The following is a 20,440-nucleotide window of genomic DNA, read 5'->3' as shown; positions in this document are numbered from 1 at the left end:
TCGCAAGGGCAAACCAGGTTATCACTGAACGGTACACAATTCGCAGGGCTTATTCAAAGAACTGACTGATTTTCGCTTTCAGAATATCGATGGCGATGCGGTTTTTCCCGCCGCGCGGCACGATAATATCCGCATACTGCTTGGACGGCTCGATAAACTGCAGGAACATCGGACGCACCGTTTTCTGGTATTGCGCCATCACGGAATCCATGGAACGCCCGCGCTCGTTAACGTCGCGCTTGATGCGGCGCATCAGGCAGATATCCAGCGGCGTATCGACAAAAATAGAGAAGTTCATCTCTTCGCGCAAACGGGCGTCGGTGAGCAGCAAAATGCCTTCCAGAATAATGACTTTCTTCGGCTCCACGCGCACGGTTTCTTTCATGCGGGTGTGTTCGACGTAGCTGTAGACCGGTAGTTCAATCGCGCAGCCGCGCTTAAGCGCTTGCAGATGTTGAAACAACAGGCTGTGATCCATCGCGTTGGGATGGTCATAGTTGGTTTTTACGCGTTCTTCCATCGACAGATGGCTTTGATCTTTATAGTAGCTGTCTTCGGGGATCACGCCGATATGTTCGTCACCGACTTGTTCACGTAATTCACGATAAAGAGTACTGGCAATAAGACTTTTGCCAGAAGCCGATGCGCCAGCAATACCGATAATGACGCACTGATGAGACTGATCAGTCATAAATTTAGCGACCTGAATAACCTGTAAGGAAGGGAGACGCCGGAGCGTCAAACGCCGGCAATTATACACAAATTCAGACAAGATGCATCGCGGCGAAACGTCACGCCAGCCCCGTCCCTGCGCCCTGATGACTTCTGGATTGACGGCAAATTATGCGCAGCCGGGATATAAAAGGTAAAAAGTTTGTACTAGCATAAACACAGACTCACACTGACGCGTCCTGGCGTGCTTCGACGTTCCCGGCTATTCGGATAGGGTAATGAGTAAACCAACCCAACATGTTTTAGTTCCCTTACCGCACCCTCTGCTGCGCTTCGTCAGTTTAGGTCTGGCGGCGTTTGTTTTTACGCTCTTTTCACTGGAATTATCCCAGTTCGGCAATGCGTTAGCGCCTCTGTGGTTTCCTACCTCCATTATGATGGTGGCTTTTTACCGCCATGCCGGTCGCATGTGGCCGGGCATCGCCCTCGCCTGTTCTCTGGGCAGTATTGGCGCCTCGCTGGTGCTGTTTCCCCCGGGCGCGCTCAACTTTACCTATACGGCGATAAACATTATTGAAGCGGCAACAGGCGCGCTGTTGCTGCGCAAGCTCCTGCCTGGGTATAACCCGTTACAGAATCTGAACGACTGGATCCGTCTGGCCTTCGGCAGTGCGGTGATCCCCCCGCTGCTCGGCGGGATGCTGGTCTGGATGTTGTCTCCGCACGATACCCCGCTGCGGGCGTTTCTGTTCTGGGTGCTGTCAGAATCCATCGGCGCGCTGGCGCTGGTGCCATTGGGCTTGCTGTTTAAGCCACACTATCTGCTGCGCCACCGCAACCCTCGCCTGCTGCTGGAAACGCTGCTGACGCTGATCGTCACGCTGGTGCTAAGCTGGCTGGCGATGAAGTTTGTCCCCTGGCCGTTTACCTGCGTCATCGTGCTGCTGATGTGGAGCGCGGTGCGCCTGCCGCGCATGGAAGCTTTTTTAGTCTTTCTCGCCACGGTGATGGTGGTTTCACTGATGCTGGCCGCCGACCCGTCGCTGCTGGTTACGCCGAAGGTGAATCTGCTGACGCATCTGCCGTGGCTGCCGTTCCTGATGATCCTGCTACCGGCGAATATCATGACCATGGTGATGTATGCGTTTCGCGCGGAACGTAAACACATTACGGAAAGCGAAGAACGCTTCCGTAACGCCATGGAATATTCCGCCATCGGCATGGCGTTGGTCGGTACCGAAGGACAGTGGTTACAGGTCAACAAAGCGTTGTGTCAGTTTCTTGGCTACCCGCAGGACGAACTGCGCACGCTCACGTTTCAGCAACTGACCTGGCCGGAAGATCTGCATAACGATCTGGAACAGCTCGACATGCTGGTGCGCGGCGACATCAACAGCTATTCGCTGGAGAAGCGCTATTACACCCGCAGCGGTGAAGTGGTGTGGGCGCTGCTGGCGGTTTCTCTGGTTCGTCATACTGACGGCACGCCGCTCTACTTTATTGCTCAGATTGAAGACATTAACGATCTTAAACACACGGAATGGGTAAATAAGCGCCTCAATGAAGCGCTGTTTCAGGAAAAAGAGCGGCTGCACATTACCCTCGACTCCATCGGCGAGGCGGTAATCTGTGTAGACGTCGATATGAAAATCACCTTTATGAACCCGGTCGCTGAAAAAATGAGCGGCTGGCATCAAGAGAACGCCATCGGCGTACCCTTACTGACAGTGCTGCACATTACCTTAGGCAATAACGGTCCGCTGATGGAAAACATCTACAGCGCGGATATGTCCCGCTCGGCCATCGAACAGGACGTGGTGCTGCACTGTCGCAACGGCGGCAGCTACGATATTCACTACAGCATCACTCCGCTCACGACGCTGGACGGCGGGAACATTGGTTCGGTTCTTGTGATCCAGGATGTCACCGAGTCACGCAAGATGCTGCGCCAACTGAGCTACAGCGCCACGCATGATGCGCTCACACAGCTGACTAATCGCCCCAGCTTTGAGACCCGGCTAAAGCAGTTGCTGCAAACGGTGCGCAGTACCCACCAGCATCATGCGCTGGTATTTATCGATCTCGACCGTTTTAAAGCTGTCAATGACAGCGCCGGTCACGCTGCGGGCGACGCGTTACTGCGCGAACTCGCCCAACTGATGCTCGGTTTGCTTCGTCCTGGCGACGTACTGGCGCGTCTGGGCGGTGATGAGTTTGGCCTGTTGTTGCCGGACTGTCATCTTGAAAGCGCGCGCGTTATCGCCACCCGGCTCATCACTGCGGTTAACGAGTACCCTTTTATGTGGGAAGGCCGTCTGCACCGGGTTGGGGCCAGCGCGGGCATCACGCTCATTGACGACGACAACTGCCAGCCGGTGGAAGTGATGTCACAGGCCGATATCGCCTGTTACGCCTCGAAAAATAGCGGTCGCGGTCAGGTCACCGTCTACGAGCCGCAGCAGGAAATGGCGCAGCACCCGCGCGCCATGATGTCGCTGGATGAACAGTGGCACATGATTAAAGAAAACCATCTGCTGATGTTAGCCCGCGGCGTCGCGTCGCCGCGTATTCCGGAAGCGCGCAGCCTGTGGCTCATCTCACTTCGTCTGTGGACCAGCGAGGGCGAGGTTATGGAAGAACAGGCGTTTCGCGCCGGACTGGCAGACCCGGCGCTCAATCATGCGTTGGATCGGCGGGTCTTTCATGCCTTTTTCCATCATGCCGCCCCGGCGGTCGCGCACAAAGGACTGAGCATCGCCCTGCCGCTGTCCGTCGCCGGATTAACCAGCGCGACACTGATAGACGAACTGTTGCAACAACTGGAAAAAAGTCCGCTGCCGGGGCGTCTGCTGCACCTGATTATTCCGGCGGAAGCACTGCTGCTCCACGCGCAAGAAGCCGCGCCCGCCTTGCAGACCCTTCGTCAGGCGGGCTGTCGCATTATCCTCAGCCAGATTGGGCGCGACCTGCAAATCTTTAATCTGCTGGCCCCCAATATGGCCGACTACCTGCTGCTCGACAGCGAGCTTAGCGCCAGCATCCACAGTAACCTGATGGATGAAATGCTGGTATCGATCATCCACGGTCACGCCCAGCGTCTGGGATGCAAAACTATCGCCGGCCCGGTGCAGACGGCGGTAGTCATGGATACGCTGTCGGGTATCGGCATCGACCAGATCTATGGCGACATCATTACCGAAGCCCAGCCGCTGGATCTGCTACTGAATACCAGTTACTTTGCCATCAACTGACGGTTGCCAGCCGTCGGTATACCAAATGTGCAACAGGGCGTAGGAGCGCCAGGGTTTCCAGCGCTCCGCGTAGCGCCGGATCTGCGCCGACGTCATGCCCGCAAATCGCTGTTTGATCAGGTAATCATCCGGCAAAAACACGTCTTTCGCCTGCCAGCCTCTGAGTGCGAAATAGTTCGCCGTCCAGCGTCCAATCCCCGGAAACGCCTGTAGCGCTTTCACCCCAGACTCAACATCGTCAGGCGCGCTGGTGGGCAGTATCCCGTCACGCGCGGCCAGCGCGAGGTGGATCAGCGCCTCAGCGCGTTTAAGCGGCATCCCCAGCGCTTTCAGATCCAGCGGATCGGCGCCGGCAAGGATGTCAGGGCCGGGGAAACAGACGTAGCCTGGCGCGTCGGCCAGCGGTTCGCCATAGCGCTGCGCCACTTTTGCAGTGAGCTTTGCCGCCATCGCCACGCTGACTAACTGCCCCAGGATTGCCCGTACACCCTGCTCAAAGGCATCTACCGAACCGGGCAGGCGCAACCCCGGACGCGCCGCGCCCAGATCGCCAAGGGCCCGGGTGATTTTCGTCGGCTCGCAGCCGAGATCGAACAACCGCGCCATTTTTTCCAGACAGACATCCGCTACCGGCAGCAGCCCCCCGGTTAAGGTGACCGCCAGCGTATGCGTCCGTTCATCGGGCACCACGGTGACTATCCCCCGATGCTCCCCTACCACCAGGCTGCGCGTATAGCGCATATCACCGACCCTTTCCACACCGCTCACCGCACGAGCGGCGAGAAAACCCAACATCCAGGACCAGTCATAAGGCGGCTGCCAGTTCAGGAAAAACATCACCCACTCCTTTTTCTGCAAACCCTGAGCATAACCCCTATTCCATTGTTACGCCTTGCTTTCATATTCCAGTTGTCGGCGCGATGACATTTCGCTAAAGTCACGCCCCTTCTTCACTGGCATGGGGATTTATTAGGTGTTTATTGGCTTTGATTACGGTACCGCGAACTGCTCGGTCGCGATCATGCGCGACGGCGCGCCGCAGTTACTGAAAATGGAAAACGACAGCACGCTGTTACCGTCAATGCTCTGCGCGCCCACCCGGGAAGCCGTGAGCGAATGGCTGTTCCGCCATCACGCTGTACCAACGCCGGATGAAGAGACGCAGGCGCTGCTGCGCCGGGCGATCCGCTTCAACCGCGATGAAGATATCGAGGTTCACGGCGGCAGCGTCCAGTTCGGCCTGTCTTCGCTGGCGCAATACGTTGACGATCCGGAAGAGGTCTACTTCGTTAAGTCGCCCAAGTCTTTTTTGGGCGCCAACGGACTCAAACCACAGCAGGTTGCGCTGTTTGAAGATTTGGTTTGCGCCATGATGCTGCACATCCGAAATCAGGCGCAACATCAGCTTGCCGACGCGATTACCCAGGCCGTCATTGGTCGCCCGATCAACTTTCAGGGGCTGGGCGGTGACGAAGCCAACCGTCAGGCGCAGGGCATTCTGCAGCGGGCCGCTACCCGCGCCGGATTCCAGGATGTGGTCTTTCAGTACGAGCCGGTCGCGGCAGGGCTGGATTATGAAGCCACCCTGCAGGAAGAAAAACGCGTACTGGTCGTGGACATCGGCGGCGGAACCACCGACTGTTCGCTGCTGCTGATGGGACCCCAATGGCACCATCGCGCCGACCGTGGTTCCAGCCTGCTCGGACACAGCGGCTGCCGCGTTGGCGGCAACGACCTGGACATCGCGCTGGCGTTCAAAAACCTGATGCCGCTACTCGGCATGGGCGGCGAGACCGAAAAAGGCATTGCCCTGCCGGTGCTGCCGTGGTGGAACGCCGTGGCCATCAACGACGTTCCGGCCCAGAGCGATTTTTACAGCAGTGCCAACGGTCGCCTGTTGGACACGCTGGTACGCGATGCCCGCGAACCGGAAAAAGTGGCGTTGCTGGTGAAAGTCTGGCGTCAGCGGCTGAGCCATCGTCTGGCGCGCCGCGCCGAGGAGTGCAAAATCGCCCTGTCCGACCAGCCAGAATTTACCGCCACACTGCCGTTTATTAGCGATGAACTGGCGACCGCCATCAGCCAGCAGGGGCTGGAAACAGCGCTGGATCAACCGCTAACGCGCATTCTGGAACAGGTGCGACTGGCGCTGGATAACGCTCAGGAGAAACCAGATGTGATCTACCTGACCGGCGGCAGCGCCCGCTCGCCGCTGATTAAAAAAGCGCTGGCGAGGCAATTGCCGGGCATTCCGATTGCCGGCGGCGATGACTTTGGTTCGGTAACCGCCGGACTGGCGCGCTGGGCGGAAGTTGTTTTCCGCTAACCGCCTCGCAGGCTGCAAGCAAACGCATTGACATGAGCGTGGTGTGGCTTAGTTTCAGGAGTGAGGGTAAGGGAGGGTCGCCCCTCCCCCTGGTGTCTGAGTAAGCCTGGAAGCTCATGACTAAGAGTCTCACCAGTATGATGACTGACTTCATCATAACCCTTTCCTTATTCTGGCCCCTTCCTCGGGAGGGGCTTTCCCTTTTCAGCGTCACGCTGAAATCCGTGGCTTACCTCCTTCATCGCCTTGCCGCCACTCTAACGCCATTTTCCGCCAGCGCTTTTTTCGTTATCGATTGTTGCGTAACGTCTTGCAAAGCGCGCCGCCATTAGGATGAATCCGTACCGGGTTTCATAATTCCTCCATTTTTCTCCCTTGATGGCTGTCTAAACTAGTATCATTCCGTGAAACGTTTCAGGATGAGAAACTCATAACGATGAAAGGCAGTAACAAATCCCGCTGGGTGATAGCTCTCGCGGTGGTCGTGGCGGCCATCGCCGCAGTCTGGTTCTGGCAAAACCATAGCGAGCCGCAGAGCGCGGCCCCGGGCGCGACCGGGCAGGCGAAAGCGCCTGCGGGCGCGGGTCGTCGCGGGATGCGCGCCGGTCCGCTGGCGCCCGTACAGGCGGCGACCGCCGTAGAACAGGCGGTGCCGCGTTATCTCAGCGGATTAGGAACGATTACCGCCGCCAATACCGTGACGGTGCGCAGTCGCGTCGACGGGCAGTTACTGGCGCTGCACTTCGAAGAAGGTCAACAGGTAAAAGCGGGCGACCTGCTCGCTGAAATCGACCCCAGCCAGTTTAAAGTCGCGCTGGCACAGGCGCAGGGCCAACTGGCGAAAGATAAAGCGACGCTGGCGAACGCCCGCCGCGATCTGGCCCGTTACCAGCAACTGGTCAAAAGCAACTTAGTTTCTCGCCAGGAGCTGGACGCCCAACAGGCGCTGGTCAGTGAAACCGAAGGCACGATTAAAGCCGATGAAGCCAGCGTTGCCAGCGCGCAATTGCAGCTTGACTGGAGCCGCATCACCGCGCCAGTGGACGGTCGCGTGGGGCTGAAACAGGTGGATGTGGGGAACCAGATTTCCAGCGGCGACACCACAGGTATTGTGGTGATCACCCAGACGCATCCGATCGATCTCATTTTTACCCTGCCGGAAAGCGATATCGCCACGGTGATGCAGGCGAAAAAAACCGGTAAGCCGCTGGTGGTGGAAGCCTGGGATCGCACCAACGCGCAGAAGCTGAGCGAAGGCGTGCTGCTGAGCCTCGACAATCAGATTGACCCCACCACCGGCACCATCAAAGTGAAAGCCCGCTTCACGAACCAGGATGACACGCTGTTCCCCAATCAGTTTGTTAACGCGAGAATGCTGGTGGATACCGAACAGAACGCGGTGGTTATACCCACCGCCGCCCTGCAGATGGGCAACGAAGGTCACTTTGTCTGGGTGTTAAATGACGAAAACAAAGTCAGTAAGCATCGGGTACAAACCGGTATTCAGGACAGCCAGAAGGTGGTGATCAGCGCCGGGATTTCCGCTGGCGACCGCGTGGTTACCGACGGTATTGACCGTCTTACCGAAGGGGCGAAAGTGGAGGTGGTGGAAGCGCAAAGCGCCACCGCGCCTGAAGCAAAAGCCACCGCGCGCGAATACGCCAAGAAAGGAGCGCGCTCCTGATGCAGGTATTACCTCCAGGCAGCACCGGCGGCCCGTCGCGTCTGTTTATTATGCGTCCTGTCGCCACCACCCTGTTGATGGTGGCGATACTGCTGGCCGGGATCATCGGCTATCGTTTTCTGCCCGTCTCCGCACTGCCGGAGGTGGACTATCCAACCATTCAGGTGGTCACGCTCTATCCCGGCGCCAGTCCGGATGTGATGACCTCCGCCGTCACCGCCCCGTTGGAACGCCAGTTCGGCCAGATGTCCGGCCTCAAGCAAATGTCGTCGCAAAGTTCCGGCGGCGCTTCGGTGGTCACGCTTCAGTTCCAGCTCACCCTGCCGCTGGACGTGGCCGAACAGGAGGTGCAGGCGGCGATTAACGCGGCGACCAACCTGCTGCCAAACGATCTGCCGAACCCACCGGTGTACAGCAAAGTCAACCCGGCGGATCCGCCCATCATGACGCTTGCCGTCACCTCCAGCGCCATGCCGATGACGCAGGTTGAAGATATGGTGGAAACGCGCGTCGCGCAGAAAATTTCCCAGGTATCCGGCGTCGGTCTGGTGACCCTCTCCGGCGGGCAGCGTCCGGCGGTGCGGGTGAAGCTCAACGCCCAGGCGATCGCCGCGTTGGGACTGACCAGCGAAACGGTACGCAACGCCATCACCGGCGCCAACGTTAACTCGGCGAAGGGGAGCCTTGACGGCCCGACTCGTGCGGTGACGCTCTCTGCCAACGACCAGATGCAGTCCGCCGAGGAATACCGTCAACTGATCATCGCCTATCAAAACGGCGCGCCGGTGCGGCTGGGCGACGTCGCTACCGTCGAACAAGGGGCGGAGAATAGCTGGCTCGGCGCCTGGGCCAATAAAGAACAGGCGATTGTGATGAACGTTCAGCGCCAGCCCGGCGCCAATATCATCGCGACCGCCGACAGCATTCAACAGATGCTGCCGCAACTTAAAGAAAGCCTGCCGAAGTCGGTAAACGTGACGGTGCTGTCCGACCGCACCACGAACATTCGCGCTTCGGTCAGCGACACCCAGTTTGAACTGATGCTGGCGATCGCGCTGGTCGTGATGATTATTTATCTTTTCCTGCGTAACGTTCCCGCCACCATTATTCCCGGCGTCGCCGTTCCGCTGTCGCTGGTGGGCACCTTCGCGGTGATGGTGTTTCTGGATTTCTCGATCAATAACCTGACGCTGATGGCGCTGACCATCGCGACCGGTTTTGTGGTCGACGACGCCATCGTGGTGATTGAGAATATTTCGCGTTATATCGAAAAGGGCGAAAAACCGCTGGCCGCCGCACTGAAAGGGGCGGGCGAAATCGGTTTTACCATTATCTCCCTCACCCTCTCGCTGATTGCGGTACTGATTCCGCTGCTGTTTATGGGCGATATCGTTGGACGCCTGTTTCGCGAGTTTGCCGTCACGCTGGCGGTGGCAATACTTATTTCTGCCGTGGTGTCGCTTACCCTGACGCCGATGATGTGCGCCCGAATGCTGAGCCAGGCATCCTTGCGCAAACAAAATCGCTTTTCCCGGGCCTCGGAACGTCTGTTTGAGCGGGTGATCGCCGGGTATGGCCGCTGGCTGGCGAAAGTGCTTAACCACCCGTGGTTGACGCTCAGCGTGGCGTTAGGCACGCTGCTGTTAAGCGTGGTGCTGTGGGTGGTCATCCCGAAAGGCTTCTTCCCTGTGCAGGATAACGGCATTATTCAGGGCACCCTGCAGGCGCCGCAGTCCAGCTCGTTTGTCAGCATGGCCCAGCGTCAGCGGCAGGTGTCCGACGTGATCCTCAAAGACCCGGCGGTGGAGAGCTTAACGGCGTTTGTTGGCGTCGATGGCACTAACCCGTCGCTGAACAGCGCGCGGCTGCAAATCAACCTTAAGCCGCTCGACGATCGTGACGATCGGGTGCAGAAGGTGATCGCCCGTCTGCAGGAGGCGGTGGCGCGCGTTCCCGGGGTTAACCTCTATCTTCAGCCGACGCAGGATCTGACCATCGACACCCAGGTGAGCCGCACCCAGTATCAGTTTACGCTTCAGGCCACGTCACTGGACGCCCTCAGCGCCTGGGTGCCTCAGTTGATGGACAAACTGCAGCAGTTGCCACAGCTTTCCGATGTCAGCAGCGACTGGCAGGACAAGGGACTGGTGGCGTATGTGAAGGTCGATCGCGACAGCGCCAGCCGGTTAGGCATCAGCATGGCGGATGTCGATAACGCCCTGTATAACGCTTTTGGCCAGCGGCTGATTTCAACGATTTATACTCAGGCTAATCAGTACCGCGTAGTCCTGGAGCATAATACCGAAAGCACGCCAGGACTGGCGGCGCTGGACACCATTCGCCTGACCAGCAGCGACGGCGGCATCGTGCCGCTGAGCGCTATCGCCAGCGTTGAACAGCGCTTTGCGCCGCTCTCCATTAACCATCTGGATCAGTTTCCGGTCGCCACCCTGTCGTTTAACGTGCCGGACGGCTATTCGCTGGGCGATGCGGTGCAGGCGATTCTCGACGCGGAAAAAACGCTTAATCTGCCTGTGGACATCACCACCCAGTTCCAGGGAAGCACCCTCGCCTTCCAGGCTGCGCTGGGCAGTACGGTGTGGCTGATTGTCGCGGCGGTGGTGGCGATGTACATCGTGCTCGGCGTGCTGTACGAGAGCTTTATTCATCCGATCACCATCCTGTCCACCCTGCCAACCGCTGGCGTCGGCGCGCTGCTGGCGCTGATGATCGCCGGAAGCGAACTGGATGTGATAGCGATCATCGGCATCATTTTGCTGATCGGCATCGTCAAGAAAAACGCCATCATGATGATCGACTTTGCCCTTGCCGCCGAACGCGAACAGGGCATGGCGCCGCGCGACGCGATTTATCAGGCCTGCCTGCTGCGTTTTCGCCCGATCCTGATGACCACCCTTGCCGCGCTGCTGGGCGCTCTGCCGCTGATGCTCAGCACCGGCGTTGGCGCAGAGCTGCGCCGTCCGCTGGGGATTGGCATGGTCGGCGGTCTGCTGGTGAGCCAGGTGCTGACGTTGTTTACCACGCCGGTTATTTATCTGCTGTTTGATCGGCTGTCGCTGTACGTAAAAAGCCGCTTCCCGCGTCAGGATGAGGAAGCGTAAATGAAATTTTTCGCCCTGTTCATCTATCGCCCGGTGGCGACGATTTTGATTTCCGTCGCCATTACCTTGTGCGGCGTGTTGGGGTTTCGTCTGCTACCCGTCGCCCCGCTGCCGCAGGTGGATTTTCCCGTGATTATGGTCAGCGCCTCGCTACCGGGCGCGTCGCCGGAAACCATGGCGTCGTCGGTGGCGACGCCGCTGGAGCGATCGCTGGGTCGCATCGCCGGCGTCAGCGAAATGACCTCAAGCAGTTCGCTTGGCAGCACGCGGATCATTCTGCAGTTTAATTTTGATCGCGACATTAACGGTGCGGCGCGCGACGTACAGGCGGCAATCAATGCCGCGCAAAGCCTGCTGCCCAGCGGGATGCCGAGCCGCCCCACTTACCGTAAAGCCAACCCGTCCGATGCGCCGATCATGATCCTGACGCTCACCTCGGACACGTATTCGCAGGGCGAGCTGTATGACTTCGCCTCCACGCAGCTGGCGCAGACTATCGCGCAGATCGACGGCGTCGGCGATGTTGACGTGGGCGGCAGTTCGCTGCCCGCCGTGCGCGTGGGATTAAATCCGCAGGCGCTGTTTAATCAGGGCGTGTCGCTTGACGACGTGCGCACCGCCATCAGCAATGCCAACGTGCGAAAACCGCAGGGCGCGCTGGAGGACGCCAGCCATCGCTGGCAGATCCAGACCAACGACGAACTGAAAACCGCAACAGACTATCAGCCGCTGGTGATCCACTATAACAACGGCGGCGCGGTACGCCTGGGGGACGTCGCAACCGTGACCGACGCTGTGCAGGATGTGCGCAACGCCGGGATGACCAACGCTAAACCGGCTATTTTGCTGATGATCCGCAAGCTGCCGGAAGCCAATATTATCCAGACGGTCGACAGCATTCGGGCAAAGCTGCCGGAGCTACAGTCCACCATTCCGGCGGCAATCGATCTGCAAATCGCCCAGGACCGCTCTCCCACCATCCGCGCCTCACTGGAAGAAGTCGAGCAAACGCTGGTGATTTCCGTCGCGCTGGTGATTCTGGTGGTCTTTTTGTTCCTGCGCTCCGGGCGGGCAACGCTGATCCCCGCCGTGGCGGTACCCGTTTCGCTGATAGGCACCTTCGCCGCGATGTATCTCTGCGGCTTTAGCCTGAACAACCTGTCTCTGATGGCCCTGACGATTGCTACCGGCTTTGTCGTCGATGACGCCATCGTCGTGCTGGAAAATATCTCGCGTCATCTGGAAGCAGGGATGAAACCGTTGCAGGCGGCGCTGCAGGGAACGCGCGAGGTGGGCTTTACCGTCCTCTCGATGAGCCTGTCGCTGGTGGCGGTGTTTTTACCGCTGCTGCTGATGGGCGGCTTACCGGGACGCCTGCTGCGCGAATTTGCCGTCACGCTGTCGGTCGCCATTGGCATTTCGCTGCTGGTGTCCCTGACGCTGACGCCGATGATGTGCGGCTGGATGCTGAAATCCAGCAAACCGCGCGAACAAAAACGGCTGCGCGGCTTTGGCCGGATGCTGGTTGCCCTGCAGCAGGGATACGGCAAATCGCTAAAATGGGTATTGAATCATACCCGCCTGGTGGGCGTGGTGCTGCTCGGCACCATTGCCCTTAACGTCTGGCTGTATATTTCGATTCCGAAAACCTTTTTTCCGGAACAGGATACCGGCGTGCTGATGGGCGGGATCCAGGCCGACCAGAGTATCTCCTTCCAGGCAATGCGCGGGAAACTCCAGGACTTCATGAAAATCATTCGTGACGACCCGGCCGTGGATAATGTTACGGGTTTCACTGGCGGTTCGCGCGTTAACAGCGGGATGATGTTCATTACCCTAAAACCTCGCGGCGAGAGTAATGAAACGGCGCAGCAGGTGATTGACCGCCTGCGCGTGAAGCTAGCAAAAGAGCCGGGAGCAAACCTGTTCCTGATGGCGGTGCAGGATATTCGTGTCGGCGGACGCCAGTCGAACGCCAGCTATCAGTACACGCTGCTGTCGGACGATCTGACCGCCCTGCGGGAATGGGAGCCGAAGATCCGTAAAGCGCTGGCAGCCCTGCCCCAACTGGCGGATGTCAACTCGGATCAACAGGATAACGGCGCCGAGATGAATCTGGTTTACGATCGCGAAACCATGTCGCGCCTCGGTATCGACGTGCAGGCGGCGAACAGCCTGTTGAACAACGCCTTTGGCCAGCGGCAAATCTCCACCATTTACCAGCCGATGAACCAGTACAAAGTGGTGATGGAAGTCGATCCGCGCTATACCCAGGACATCAGCGCGCTGGAGAAAATGTTCGTGATAAACAGCGATGGCAAGGCAATTCCGCTCTCCTATTTCGCTAAATGGCGACCGGCTAACGCGCCGCTGTCGGTGAATCATCAGGGGCTGTCTGCGGCCTCGACCGTTTCCTTTAACCTGCCGACCGGTTCGTCGCTGTCTGAGGCCAGCGAGGCTATCACCCGCGCGATGACCCAGCTTGGCGTGCCGTCGACCGTACGCGGCAGTTTCGCCGGCACCGCGCAGGTGTTCCAGGAAACCATGAATTCACAGGTGATCCTGATTATCGCCGCCATTGCCACGGTTTATATCGTGCTCGGAATATTGTATGAAAGCTATGTTCACCCGCTCACGATTCTCTCCACCCTGCCTTCAGCGGGCGTTGGGGCATTGCTGGCGCTGGAAATTTTCAACGCCCCGTTCAGCCTGATTGCGCTGATTGGCATCATGCTGTTAATTGGTATTGTAAAGAAAAATGCCATTATGATGGTCGACTTTGCGCTGGAAGCGCAAAGGAACGGCGCGCTCACGCCGGAGCAGGCGATTTTTCAGGCCTGCCTGCTGCGTTTTCGCCCGATAATGATGACCACGCTGGCCGCGTTATTTGGCGCGCTGCCGCTGGTGCTTTCCGGCGGCGACGGCTCCGAACTGCGCCAGCCGCTGGGGATCACCATTGTCGGCGGTCTGGTGATGAGCCAGCTGTTAACGCTCTATACCACACCGGTGGTGTATCTCTTTTTCGACCGCCTGCGGCTGCGTTTTTCCCGGAATAAAGGTGACCCGATAACTGACCTATGACAGAACTTCCTAACAGCACCCGCTGGCAACTGTGGATTGTGGCCTTCGGCTTTTTTATGCAGTCGCTGGATACCACCATCGTGAATACCGCGCTTCCCTCGATGGCGACAAGCCTCGGGGAAAGCCCGCTTCACATGCATAGGGTGATTGTGTCATATGTACTGACCGTGGCGGTGATGCTCCCCGCCAGCGGCTGGCTGGCGGATCGGGTGGGCGTGCGGAATATCTTTTTTACGGCGATTACGCTGTTTACGCTGGGATCGCTGTTCTGCGCGTGGTCCAGCACGCTAAACGAACTGGTGATGGCGCGCGTATTACAGGGCGTGGGCGGCGCAATGATGGTGCCGGTTGGCAGGCTGACGGTGATGAAGATCGTTCCGCGCGCGCAGTACATGGCGGCGATGACTTTCGTCACGCTGCCGGGTCAGGTCGGCCCGCTGCTGGGACCCGCGCTGGGCGGGATCCTCGTGGAATACGCCTCCTGGCACTGGATCTTTCTGATTAATCTGCCGGTTGGCATCGTCGGCGCCATTGCCACGCTGATGCTGATGCCCAACTACACCCTGCAAACCCGGCGTTTCGACCTGTCGGGTTTTTTGCTGCTGGCCGCCGGCATGGCGCTGCTGACCATTGCGCTGGACGGCAGCAAAGAGACGGGAATGACTCACTTCGCCCTCGGCGCGCTGGTGGTATGCGGCATCGCGGCGATTTTGCTGTACCTCAACCATGCCAGAAACAATCCACGCGCCCTGTTCAGCCTGACCCTGTTTCACACGCCGACCTTTTCGCTCGGTTTGCTGGGCAGCTTTGCCGGACGCATCGGCAGCGGTATGCTGCCCTTTATGACCCCGGTCTTTTTGCAGATTGGCCTTGGCTTCTCGCCGTTTCACGCCGGGCTGATGATGATCCCGATGGTCCTTGGCAGCATGGGCATGAAGCGCATTGTGGTGCAGGTGGTTAACCGCTTTGGCTATCGTCGGGTACTGGTATGCACCACGCTGGGGCTCGCAGGCGTAACGCTGCTGTTTATGTCCGCCGCCCTGCTGGGCTGGTACTACGTGCTGCCGTTTGTTCTGCTGTTGCAGGGGATGATTAACTCGACGCGTTTCTCATCCATGAACACCCTGACGCTGAAAGATCTGCCGGATGAGTTGGCCAGCAGCGGCAACAGTTTATTGTCGATGATTATGCAACTGTCGATGAGTATCGGCGTGACCGTGGCTGGCCTGCTGTTGGGTATGTTCGGACAGCAGCACATCACCGCCGACAGCGGCGCAACCCACACCGTTTTTATATACACCTGGCTTTGCATGGCGGTGATCATCGCTCTGCCCGCCGTTGTCTTTGCCCGTGTCCCCAATGACACGCATAAAAATGTCGTCATTGCGCGGCGCAAAAGGAGAACCAGATGAAGCTCTGGCGGCCCGGCATTACCGGCAAACTGTTTCTGGCGATTTTCGCCACCTGCATCGTACTGCTTATCAGTATGCATTGGGCGGTTCGCGTCAGCTTTGAGCGCGGATTTATCGACTACATCAAGCACGGCAACGAGCAGCGCTTAACCCTGCTGGGCGACGCGCTGGGCGAACAGTATGCGCTGCACGGCAACTGGCGCTTTTTGCGAAATAACGACCGCTTTGTGTTCCAGATCCTGCGCTCGTTCGAGCATGAGAGAGATGACGACAAGCCCGGGCCCGGCATGCCGCCGCATGGCTGGCGCACTCAGTTCTGGGTGGTCGATCAAAACGCCAGAGTCCTGGTCGGCCCACGCGGTCCGGTGCCGCACGACGGCTCACGGCGGCCGATTATCGTCAATGGCGTGGAGGTTGGCGCAGTGATCGCCTCTCCTGTAGAGCGCCTGACCCGCAATACCGACATTAATTTCGACAAGCAGCAGCGGCGTACCAGTTGGCTTATCGTCGCGCTCGCCACGCTTCTCGCGGCCCTGGCGACCTTCCTGCTGGCGCGTGGGCTGCTGGCCCCGGTCAAACGCCTGGTTGACGGGACTCACAAGCTGGCGGCGGGCGATTTTACTACCCGGGTGACCGCCACCAGCGCTGACGAGCTGGGCAAACTGGCGCAGGACTTTAACCAACTGGCCAGTACGCTGGAAAAGAACCAGCAGATGCGCCGCGATTTCATGGCCGATATCTCTCATGAACTGCGCACGCCGCTGGCGGTACTGCGCGGAGAACTGGAGGCGATTCAGGACGGCGTTCGCCAGTTCACGCCGGAGTCGGTGGCATCATTACAGGCTGAAGTGGCGACGCTGACCAAGCTGGTGGACGATCTGCACCAGCTTTCCATGTCCGACGAAGGCGCGCTGGCCTATCAAAAAACGTCCGTGGATTTAATCCCGCTGCTGGAAGTGGCGGGAGGCGCGTTCCGGGAACGCTTTGCCAGCCGTGACCTGACGTTACAGCTTTCCCTGCCGGACAGCATCCAGATGTTTGGCGATCGGGATCGTCTGATGCAGCTTTTTAACAACCTGCTGGAAAACAGCCTGCGCTACACCGACAGCGGCGGAAAATTGCACATCAGCGCCGAACAGCGCGACAAACGGGTGCTTCTCGTTTTTGCCGATTCTGCGCCGGGCGTCAGCGATGAGCAGTTACATAAACTGTTTGAGCGCTTTTACCGCGCCGAAGGCTCCCGCAACCGCGCCAGCGGCGGCTCCGGACTGGGGCTGGCGATTTGCGTCAACATTGTTGAAGCGCACAATGGCCGCATCCACGCTGCCCATTCGCCTTTTGGCGGGGTTAGCATTACAGTAGAATTTCCGCTGGAACGCGATATACAGAGAGACGTATGACTGAGTTACCCATTGATGAAAACACACCGCGTATTCTAATCGTGGAAGATGAACCCAAGCTGGGGCAGTTACTGATCGACTATCTGCGCGCCGCGAGCTATGCCCCGACGCTGATTAGCCATGGCGACAAGGTGCTGCCCTATGTGCGCCAGACGCCGCCCGACCTGATCCTGCTGGATCTGATGCTGCCGGGGACTGACGGCCTGACCCTGAGCCGTGAAATACGCCGCTTCTCTGACGTGCCGATTGTGATGGTCACGGCCAAGATTGAAGAGATCGACCGTCTGCTGGGGCTGGAGATTGGCGCGGATGATTACATCTGCAAACCGTACAGCCCGCGAGAAGTGGTCGCCCGCGTGAAGACCATCCTGCGCCGTTGCAAGCCGCAGCGCGAGCTACAACAGTTGGACGCCGAAAGCCCGCTGATTGTCGACGAAGGCCGTTTCCAGGCCTCCTGGCGCGGGAAGATGCTCGACCTGACCCCGGCGGAATTTCGTCTGCTTAAAACCCTTTCGCACGAACCGGGAAAAGTGTTTTCCCGCGAACAGTTGCTCAACCGTTTGTATGATGATTATCGCGTCGTCACCGACCGCACCATTGACAGCCATATCAAAAACCTGCGCCGTAAGCTGGAAGCGCTGGACGAAGAGCAGTCGTTTATCCGCGCGGTGTACGGCGTAGGCTACCGCTGGGAAGCGGACGCCTGCAGGATGGCCTGATGACGCCACGCTTATCCGGCCTGTTTATCCTCCTTCAGGTCGGATAAGGCGTTTCCCTTTACTTTACCTGCCTTCTCTGCGGCGCTACAATGCCCGCCCTTAACGTGAGGACTCTCCTCCTGCCGCTTCATCAGGTGAAGCGGATCTGACCTGTCATCAGAACGAGAACACTATGTTTAAACCGGAACTCCTTTCCCCGGCGGGAACGCTGAAAAACATGCGTTACGCTTTCGCCTATGGCGCTGACGCCGTGTATGCGGGCCAACCGCGCTACTCCCTGCGCGTGCGCAATAATGAATTCAACCACGAAAACCTTCAGCTTGGCATCAATGAAGCCCATGCGCTGGGGAAAAAATTCTACGTGGTGGTGAACATCGCGCCGCACAACGCAAAGCTGAAAACCTTTATCCGCGACCTCAAACCGGTGGTGGAAATGGGTCCGGATGCCCTGATCATGTCTGACCCCGGGCTTATCATGCTGGTGCGGGAAAACTTCCCCGATATGCCGATTCATCTCTCCGTACAGGCCAACGCCGTCAACTGGGCAACGGTAAAATTCTGGCATCAGATGGGGTTAACGCGCGTGATCCTTTCCCGCGAACTGTCGCTGGAAGAAATAGAGGAGATCCGCAATCAGGTGCCGGACATGGAGATCGAAATTTTCGTGCACGGCGCGCTGTGCATGGCCTACTCCGGCCGTTGCCTGCTCTCTGGCTACATCAATAAACGTGACCCGAATCAGGGCACCTGCACTAACGCCTGCCGCTGGGAGTACAACGTCCAGGAAGGCAAAGAGGATGTGGTCGGCAATATTGTTCACAAATACGAACCGATTCCGGTGCAAAACGTCGAGCCGACGCTGGGTATTGGCACGCCTACCGATAAAGTGTTCATGATAGAAGAAGCCCAGCGGCCCGGCGAGTACATGACCGCGTTCGAGGATGAGCACGGCACCTATATCATGAACTCAAAAGATCTGCGCGCCATCGCTCACGTTGAGCGCCTGACCCACATGGGCGTGCACTCGCTGAAAATTGAAGGCCGCACCAAATCTTTCTACTATTGCGCCCGCACCGCGCAGGTGTACCGGAAAGCCATTGACGACGCCGCCGCCGGTAAACCGTTCGATCCGCAGTTGCTGGAAACCCTGGAAGGTCTGGCGCACCGTGGCTACACCGAAGGCTTCCTGCGTCGTCATACCCACGACGACTACCAGAACTATGACTATGGTTATTCGGTGTCTGAGCGCCAGCAGTTCGTGGGGGAATTCACCGGCGAGCGTAAAGGTGAGTTAGCCGCCGTTGCGGTGAAGAACAAGTTTTCTGTCGGCGACAGCCTTGAGCTGATGACGCCGCAGGGCAACGTCAACTTTACCCTGGAACAAATGGAAAACGGCAAAGGCGAAGCGATGCCGGTCGCACCGGGCGACGGCTATACCGTATGGATCCCTGTACCGCAGGATCTTACGCTGGATTATGCTCTGCTGATGCGCAATTTTTCCGGTGAATCAACGCGTAATCCGCACGGTAAATAGTTAATCAGGGTTATTTTTTCATGCCAGGATGATTCTTAGAAACCGATCACATACCGCTTCGTTCTTTAAGGGTATTATCCGCCGTGCTGAAAAACATAACCCATAAATGCTAGCTGTACCAGGAACCACCTCCTTAGCCTGCGTAATCTCCCTTACGCAGGCTTATTTTTTTGGGCGGCTGTTTTTTTATTTCCAGACGCCATTCTGCGAAAAGCGGAACCCTTTTTCAGTCAGTTCTGTCCGCGCTGTTTTTCATTCTGCTATACACTTCTTGTGTTCTGATAAAACAATAAGGCAAAAACGAGAATGGCTAATTTTCCCGCCAGTTTACTGATTCTGAACGGCAAGGGGGCCGATAACCCCACGCTTCGTGAAGCGATTGGGCTGCTTCGTGACGAAGGCGTAGAAATTCATGTTCGCGTTACGTGGGAAAAAGGCGATGCGCAGCGCTATGTTGAAGAAGCCCGCCGTCTCGGCGTGGAAACGGTGATTGCCGGCGGCGGCGACGGAACAATTAATGAAGTGGCGACCGCGTTAATTCAGTGCGAAGGCCAGGCCGTTCCGGCGCTGGGTATTCTGCCGCTCGGCACAGCCAACGATTTCGCTACCAGTGTCGGCATACCAGACGCGCTGGATAAAGCGCTGAAGCTGGCCATCGCCGGGAACGCCGTCACGATTGATATCGCAAAAGTGAACGACAAAACCTGCTTTATCAATATGGCGACCGGCGGATTCGGTACCCGTATTACCACCGAAACGCCGGAAAAGCTGAAGGCCGCGCTGGGGGGCGTGTCGTATATCATCCACGGTCTGATGCGCATGGATACGCTGAAACCTGACCGCTGCGAAATTCGCGGCGAGAACTTTCAGTGGCAGGGTGACGCGCTGGTGATCGGCATTGGCAACGGTCGCCAGGCGGGTGGCGGACAGCAGCTCTGCCCGGACGCGCTGATTAATGACGGTTTACTGCAACTGCGAATCTTTACCGGCGAGGAGATCCTGCCCGCGCTGTTTTCCACCCTCAAGCCGCCGGAAGAAAATCCCAATATCGTCGACGGCGCCTCCTCGTGGTTCGAGATACGCGCGCCGCATGACATTACCTTTAACCTGGACGGCGAACCGCTGAGCGGTCAGTCTTTTCATATTAAAACCCTCCCCGCCGCGCTACGCTGCCGTTTACCACCGGACTGTCCGTTGTTGCGTTAATGCTTCCTTCTGGTCGTGATGAAAAGGCTGCGA

12 protein-coding genes and 1 pseudogene are annotated in these 20,440 nt (G+C 58.2%); 10 read left to right on the top strand and 3 right to left on the bottom strand.

The window, feature by feature from the left end; translation table 11 throughout:
• Nucleotides 1-49: 49 nt before the first annotated feature.
• A complete protein-coding gene (udk, locus tag HVX72_RS07895; protein WP_042284352.1) occupies nt 50-691 on the bottom strand; it encodes a uridine kinase in 642 nt (213 codons plus the stop codon).
• Between the two features lie 259 nt (nt 692-950).
• Here udk and HVX72_RS07890 point away from each other — a divergent pair, with 259 nt between their 5' ends.
• A complete protein-coding gene (locus tag HVX72_RS07890; protein ID WP_181822931.1) occupies nt 951-3,923 on the top strand; it encodes a diguanylate cyclase in 2,973 nt (990 codons plus the stop codon).
• On the opposite strand, the gene alkA is transcribed toward HVX72_RS07890, so the two are convergent.
• Entirely contained in the window at nt 3,891-4,760 is an 870-nt protein-coding gene (alkA, locus tag HVX72_RS07885) for a DNA-3-methyladenine glycosylase 2 (RefSeq protein WP_181822930.1), read from the bottom strand. The genes HVX72_RS07890 and alkA overlap by 33 nt on opposite strands.
• Before the next feature lie 136 nt (nt 4,761-4,896).
• Here alkA and yegD point away from each other — a divergent pair, with 136 nt between their 5' ends.
• Nucleotides 4,897-6,249, top strand: coding sequence for a molecular chaperone (gene yegD, locus HVX72_RS07880; protein WP_181822929.1), 1,353 nt, complete (start codon nt 4,897-4,899; stop codon nt 6,247-6,249).
• Nucleotides 6,250-6,349: 100 nt separating this feature from the next.
• Here yegD and HVX72_RS22100 read toward each other — a convergent pair.
• Nucleotides 6,350-6,406: pseudogene (locus HVX72_RS22100) on the bottom strand (type I toxin-antitoxin system Ibs family toxin); the annotation flags it as partial.
• Between the two features lie 279 nt (nt 6,407-6,685).
• Between HVX72_RS22100 and HVX72_RS07870 the strand changes: the two are divergent.
• The 8 genes from HVX72_RS07870 to yegS all read left to right on the top strand — a co-directional run bounded on the left by HVX72_RS07870 (nt 6,686) and on the right by yegS (nt 20,407).
• Entirely contained in the window at nt 6,686-7,933 is a 1,248-nt protein-coding gene (locus HVX72_RS07870; RefSeq protein WP_060569284.1) for an MdtA/MuxA family multidrug efflux RND transporter periplasmic adaptor subunit, read from the top strand.
• Nucleotides 7,933-11,055, top strand: coding sequence for an MdtB/MuxB family multidrug efflux RND transporter permease subunit (locus tag HVX72_RS07865; protein WP_181822927.1), 3,123 nt, complete (start codon nt 7,933-7,935; stop codon nt 11,053-11,055). The genes HVX72_RS07870 and HVX72_RS07865 overlap by 1 nt, the downstream gene beginning before the upstream one ends.
• On the top strand, nt 11,056-14,136 hold the full coding sequence (gene mdtC, locus HVX72_RS07860; protein WP_181822926.1) for a multidrug efflux RND transporter permease subunit MdtC: 3,081 nt from the start codon (nt 11,056-11,058) through the stop codon (nt 14,134-14,136).
• Nucleotides 14,133-15,548: an MFS transporter gene (locus HVX72_RS07855; RefSeq protein WP_181822925.1), complete on the top strand. Its 1,416-nt coding sequence runs from the start codon at nt 14,133-14,135 to the stop codon at nt 15,546-15,548. The genes mdtC and HVX72_RS07855 overlap by 4 nt, the downstream gene beginning before the upstream one ends.
• On the top strand, nt 15,545-16,948 hold the full coding sequence (baeS, locus tag HVX72_RS07850; protein ID WP_042284375.1) for a two-component system sensor histidine kinase BaeS: 1,404 nt from the start codon (nt 15,545-15,547) through the stop codon (nt 16,946-16,948). The genes HVX72_RS07855 and baeS overlap by 4 nt, the downstream gene beginning before the upstream one ends.
• The gene (baeR, locus tag HVX72_RS07845; protein WP_181822924.1) at nt 16,945-17,667 is read left to right on the top strand and encodes a two-component system response regulator BaeR; all 723 of its coding nucleotides are present in this window, start codon (nt 16,945-16,947) and stop codon (nt 17,665-17,667) included. Before baeS ends, baeR begins: the two co-directional genes overlap by 4 nt.
• A gap of 172 nt (nt 17,668-17,839) precedes the next feature.
• Nucleotides 17,840-19,201 (top strand): tRNA 5-hydroxyuridine modification protein YegQ, encoded by a 1,362-nt coding sequence (gene yegQ, locus HVX72_RS07840; RefSeq protein ID WP_181822923.1) that lies wholly within the window; start codon nt 17,840-17,842, stop codon nt 19,199-19,201.
• A gap of 306 nt (nt 19,202-19,507) precedes the next feature.
• Nucleotides 19,508-20,407 carry a lipid kinase YegS gene (gene yegS / locus HVX72_RS07835; RefSeq protein WP_181822922.1) on the top strand — a complete coding sequence of 300 codons (900 nt, stop codon included), beginning with the start codon at nt 19,508-19,510 and terminating at the stop codon, nt 20,405-20,407.
• Nucleotides 20,408-20,440 lie beyond the last annotated feature (33 nt).

The organism is Citrobacter sp. RHB21-C05 (genome assembly GCF_013889015.1).
Taxonomy (GTDB): domain Bacteria; phylum Pseudomonadota; class Gammaproteobacteria; order Enterobacterales; family Enterobacteriaceae; genus Citrobacter_A; species Citrobacter_A sedlakii.
Note: the sequence above shows the minus strand (reverse complement) of the source record. Positions and strands in the feature narration are given on the sequence as shown.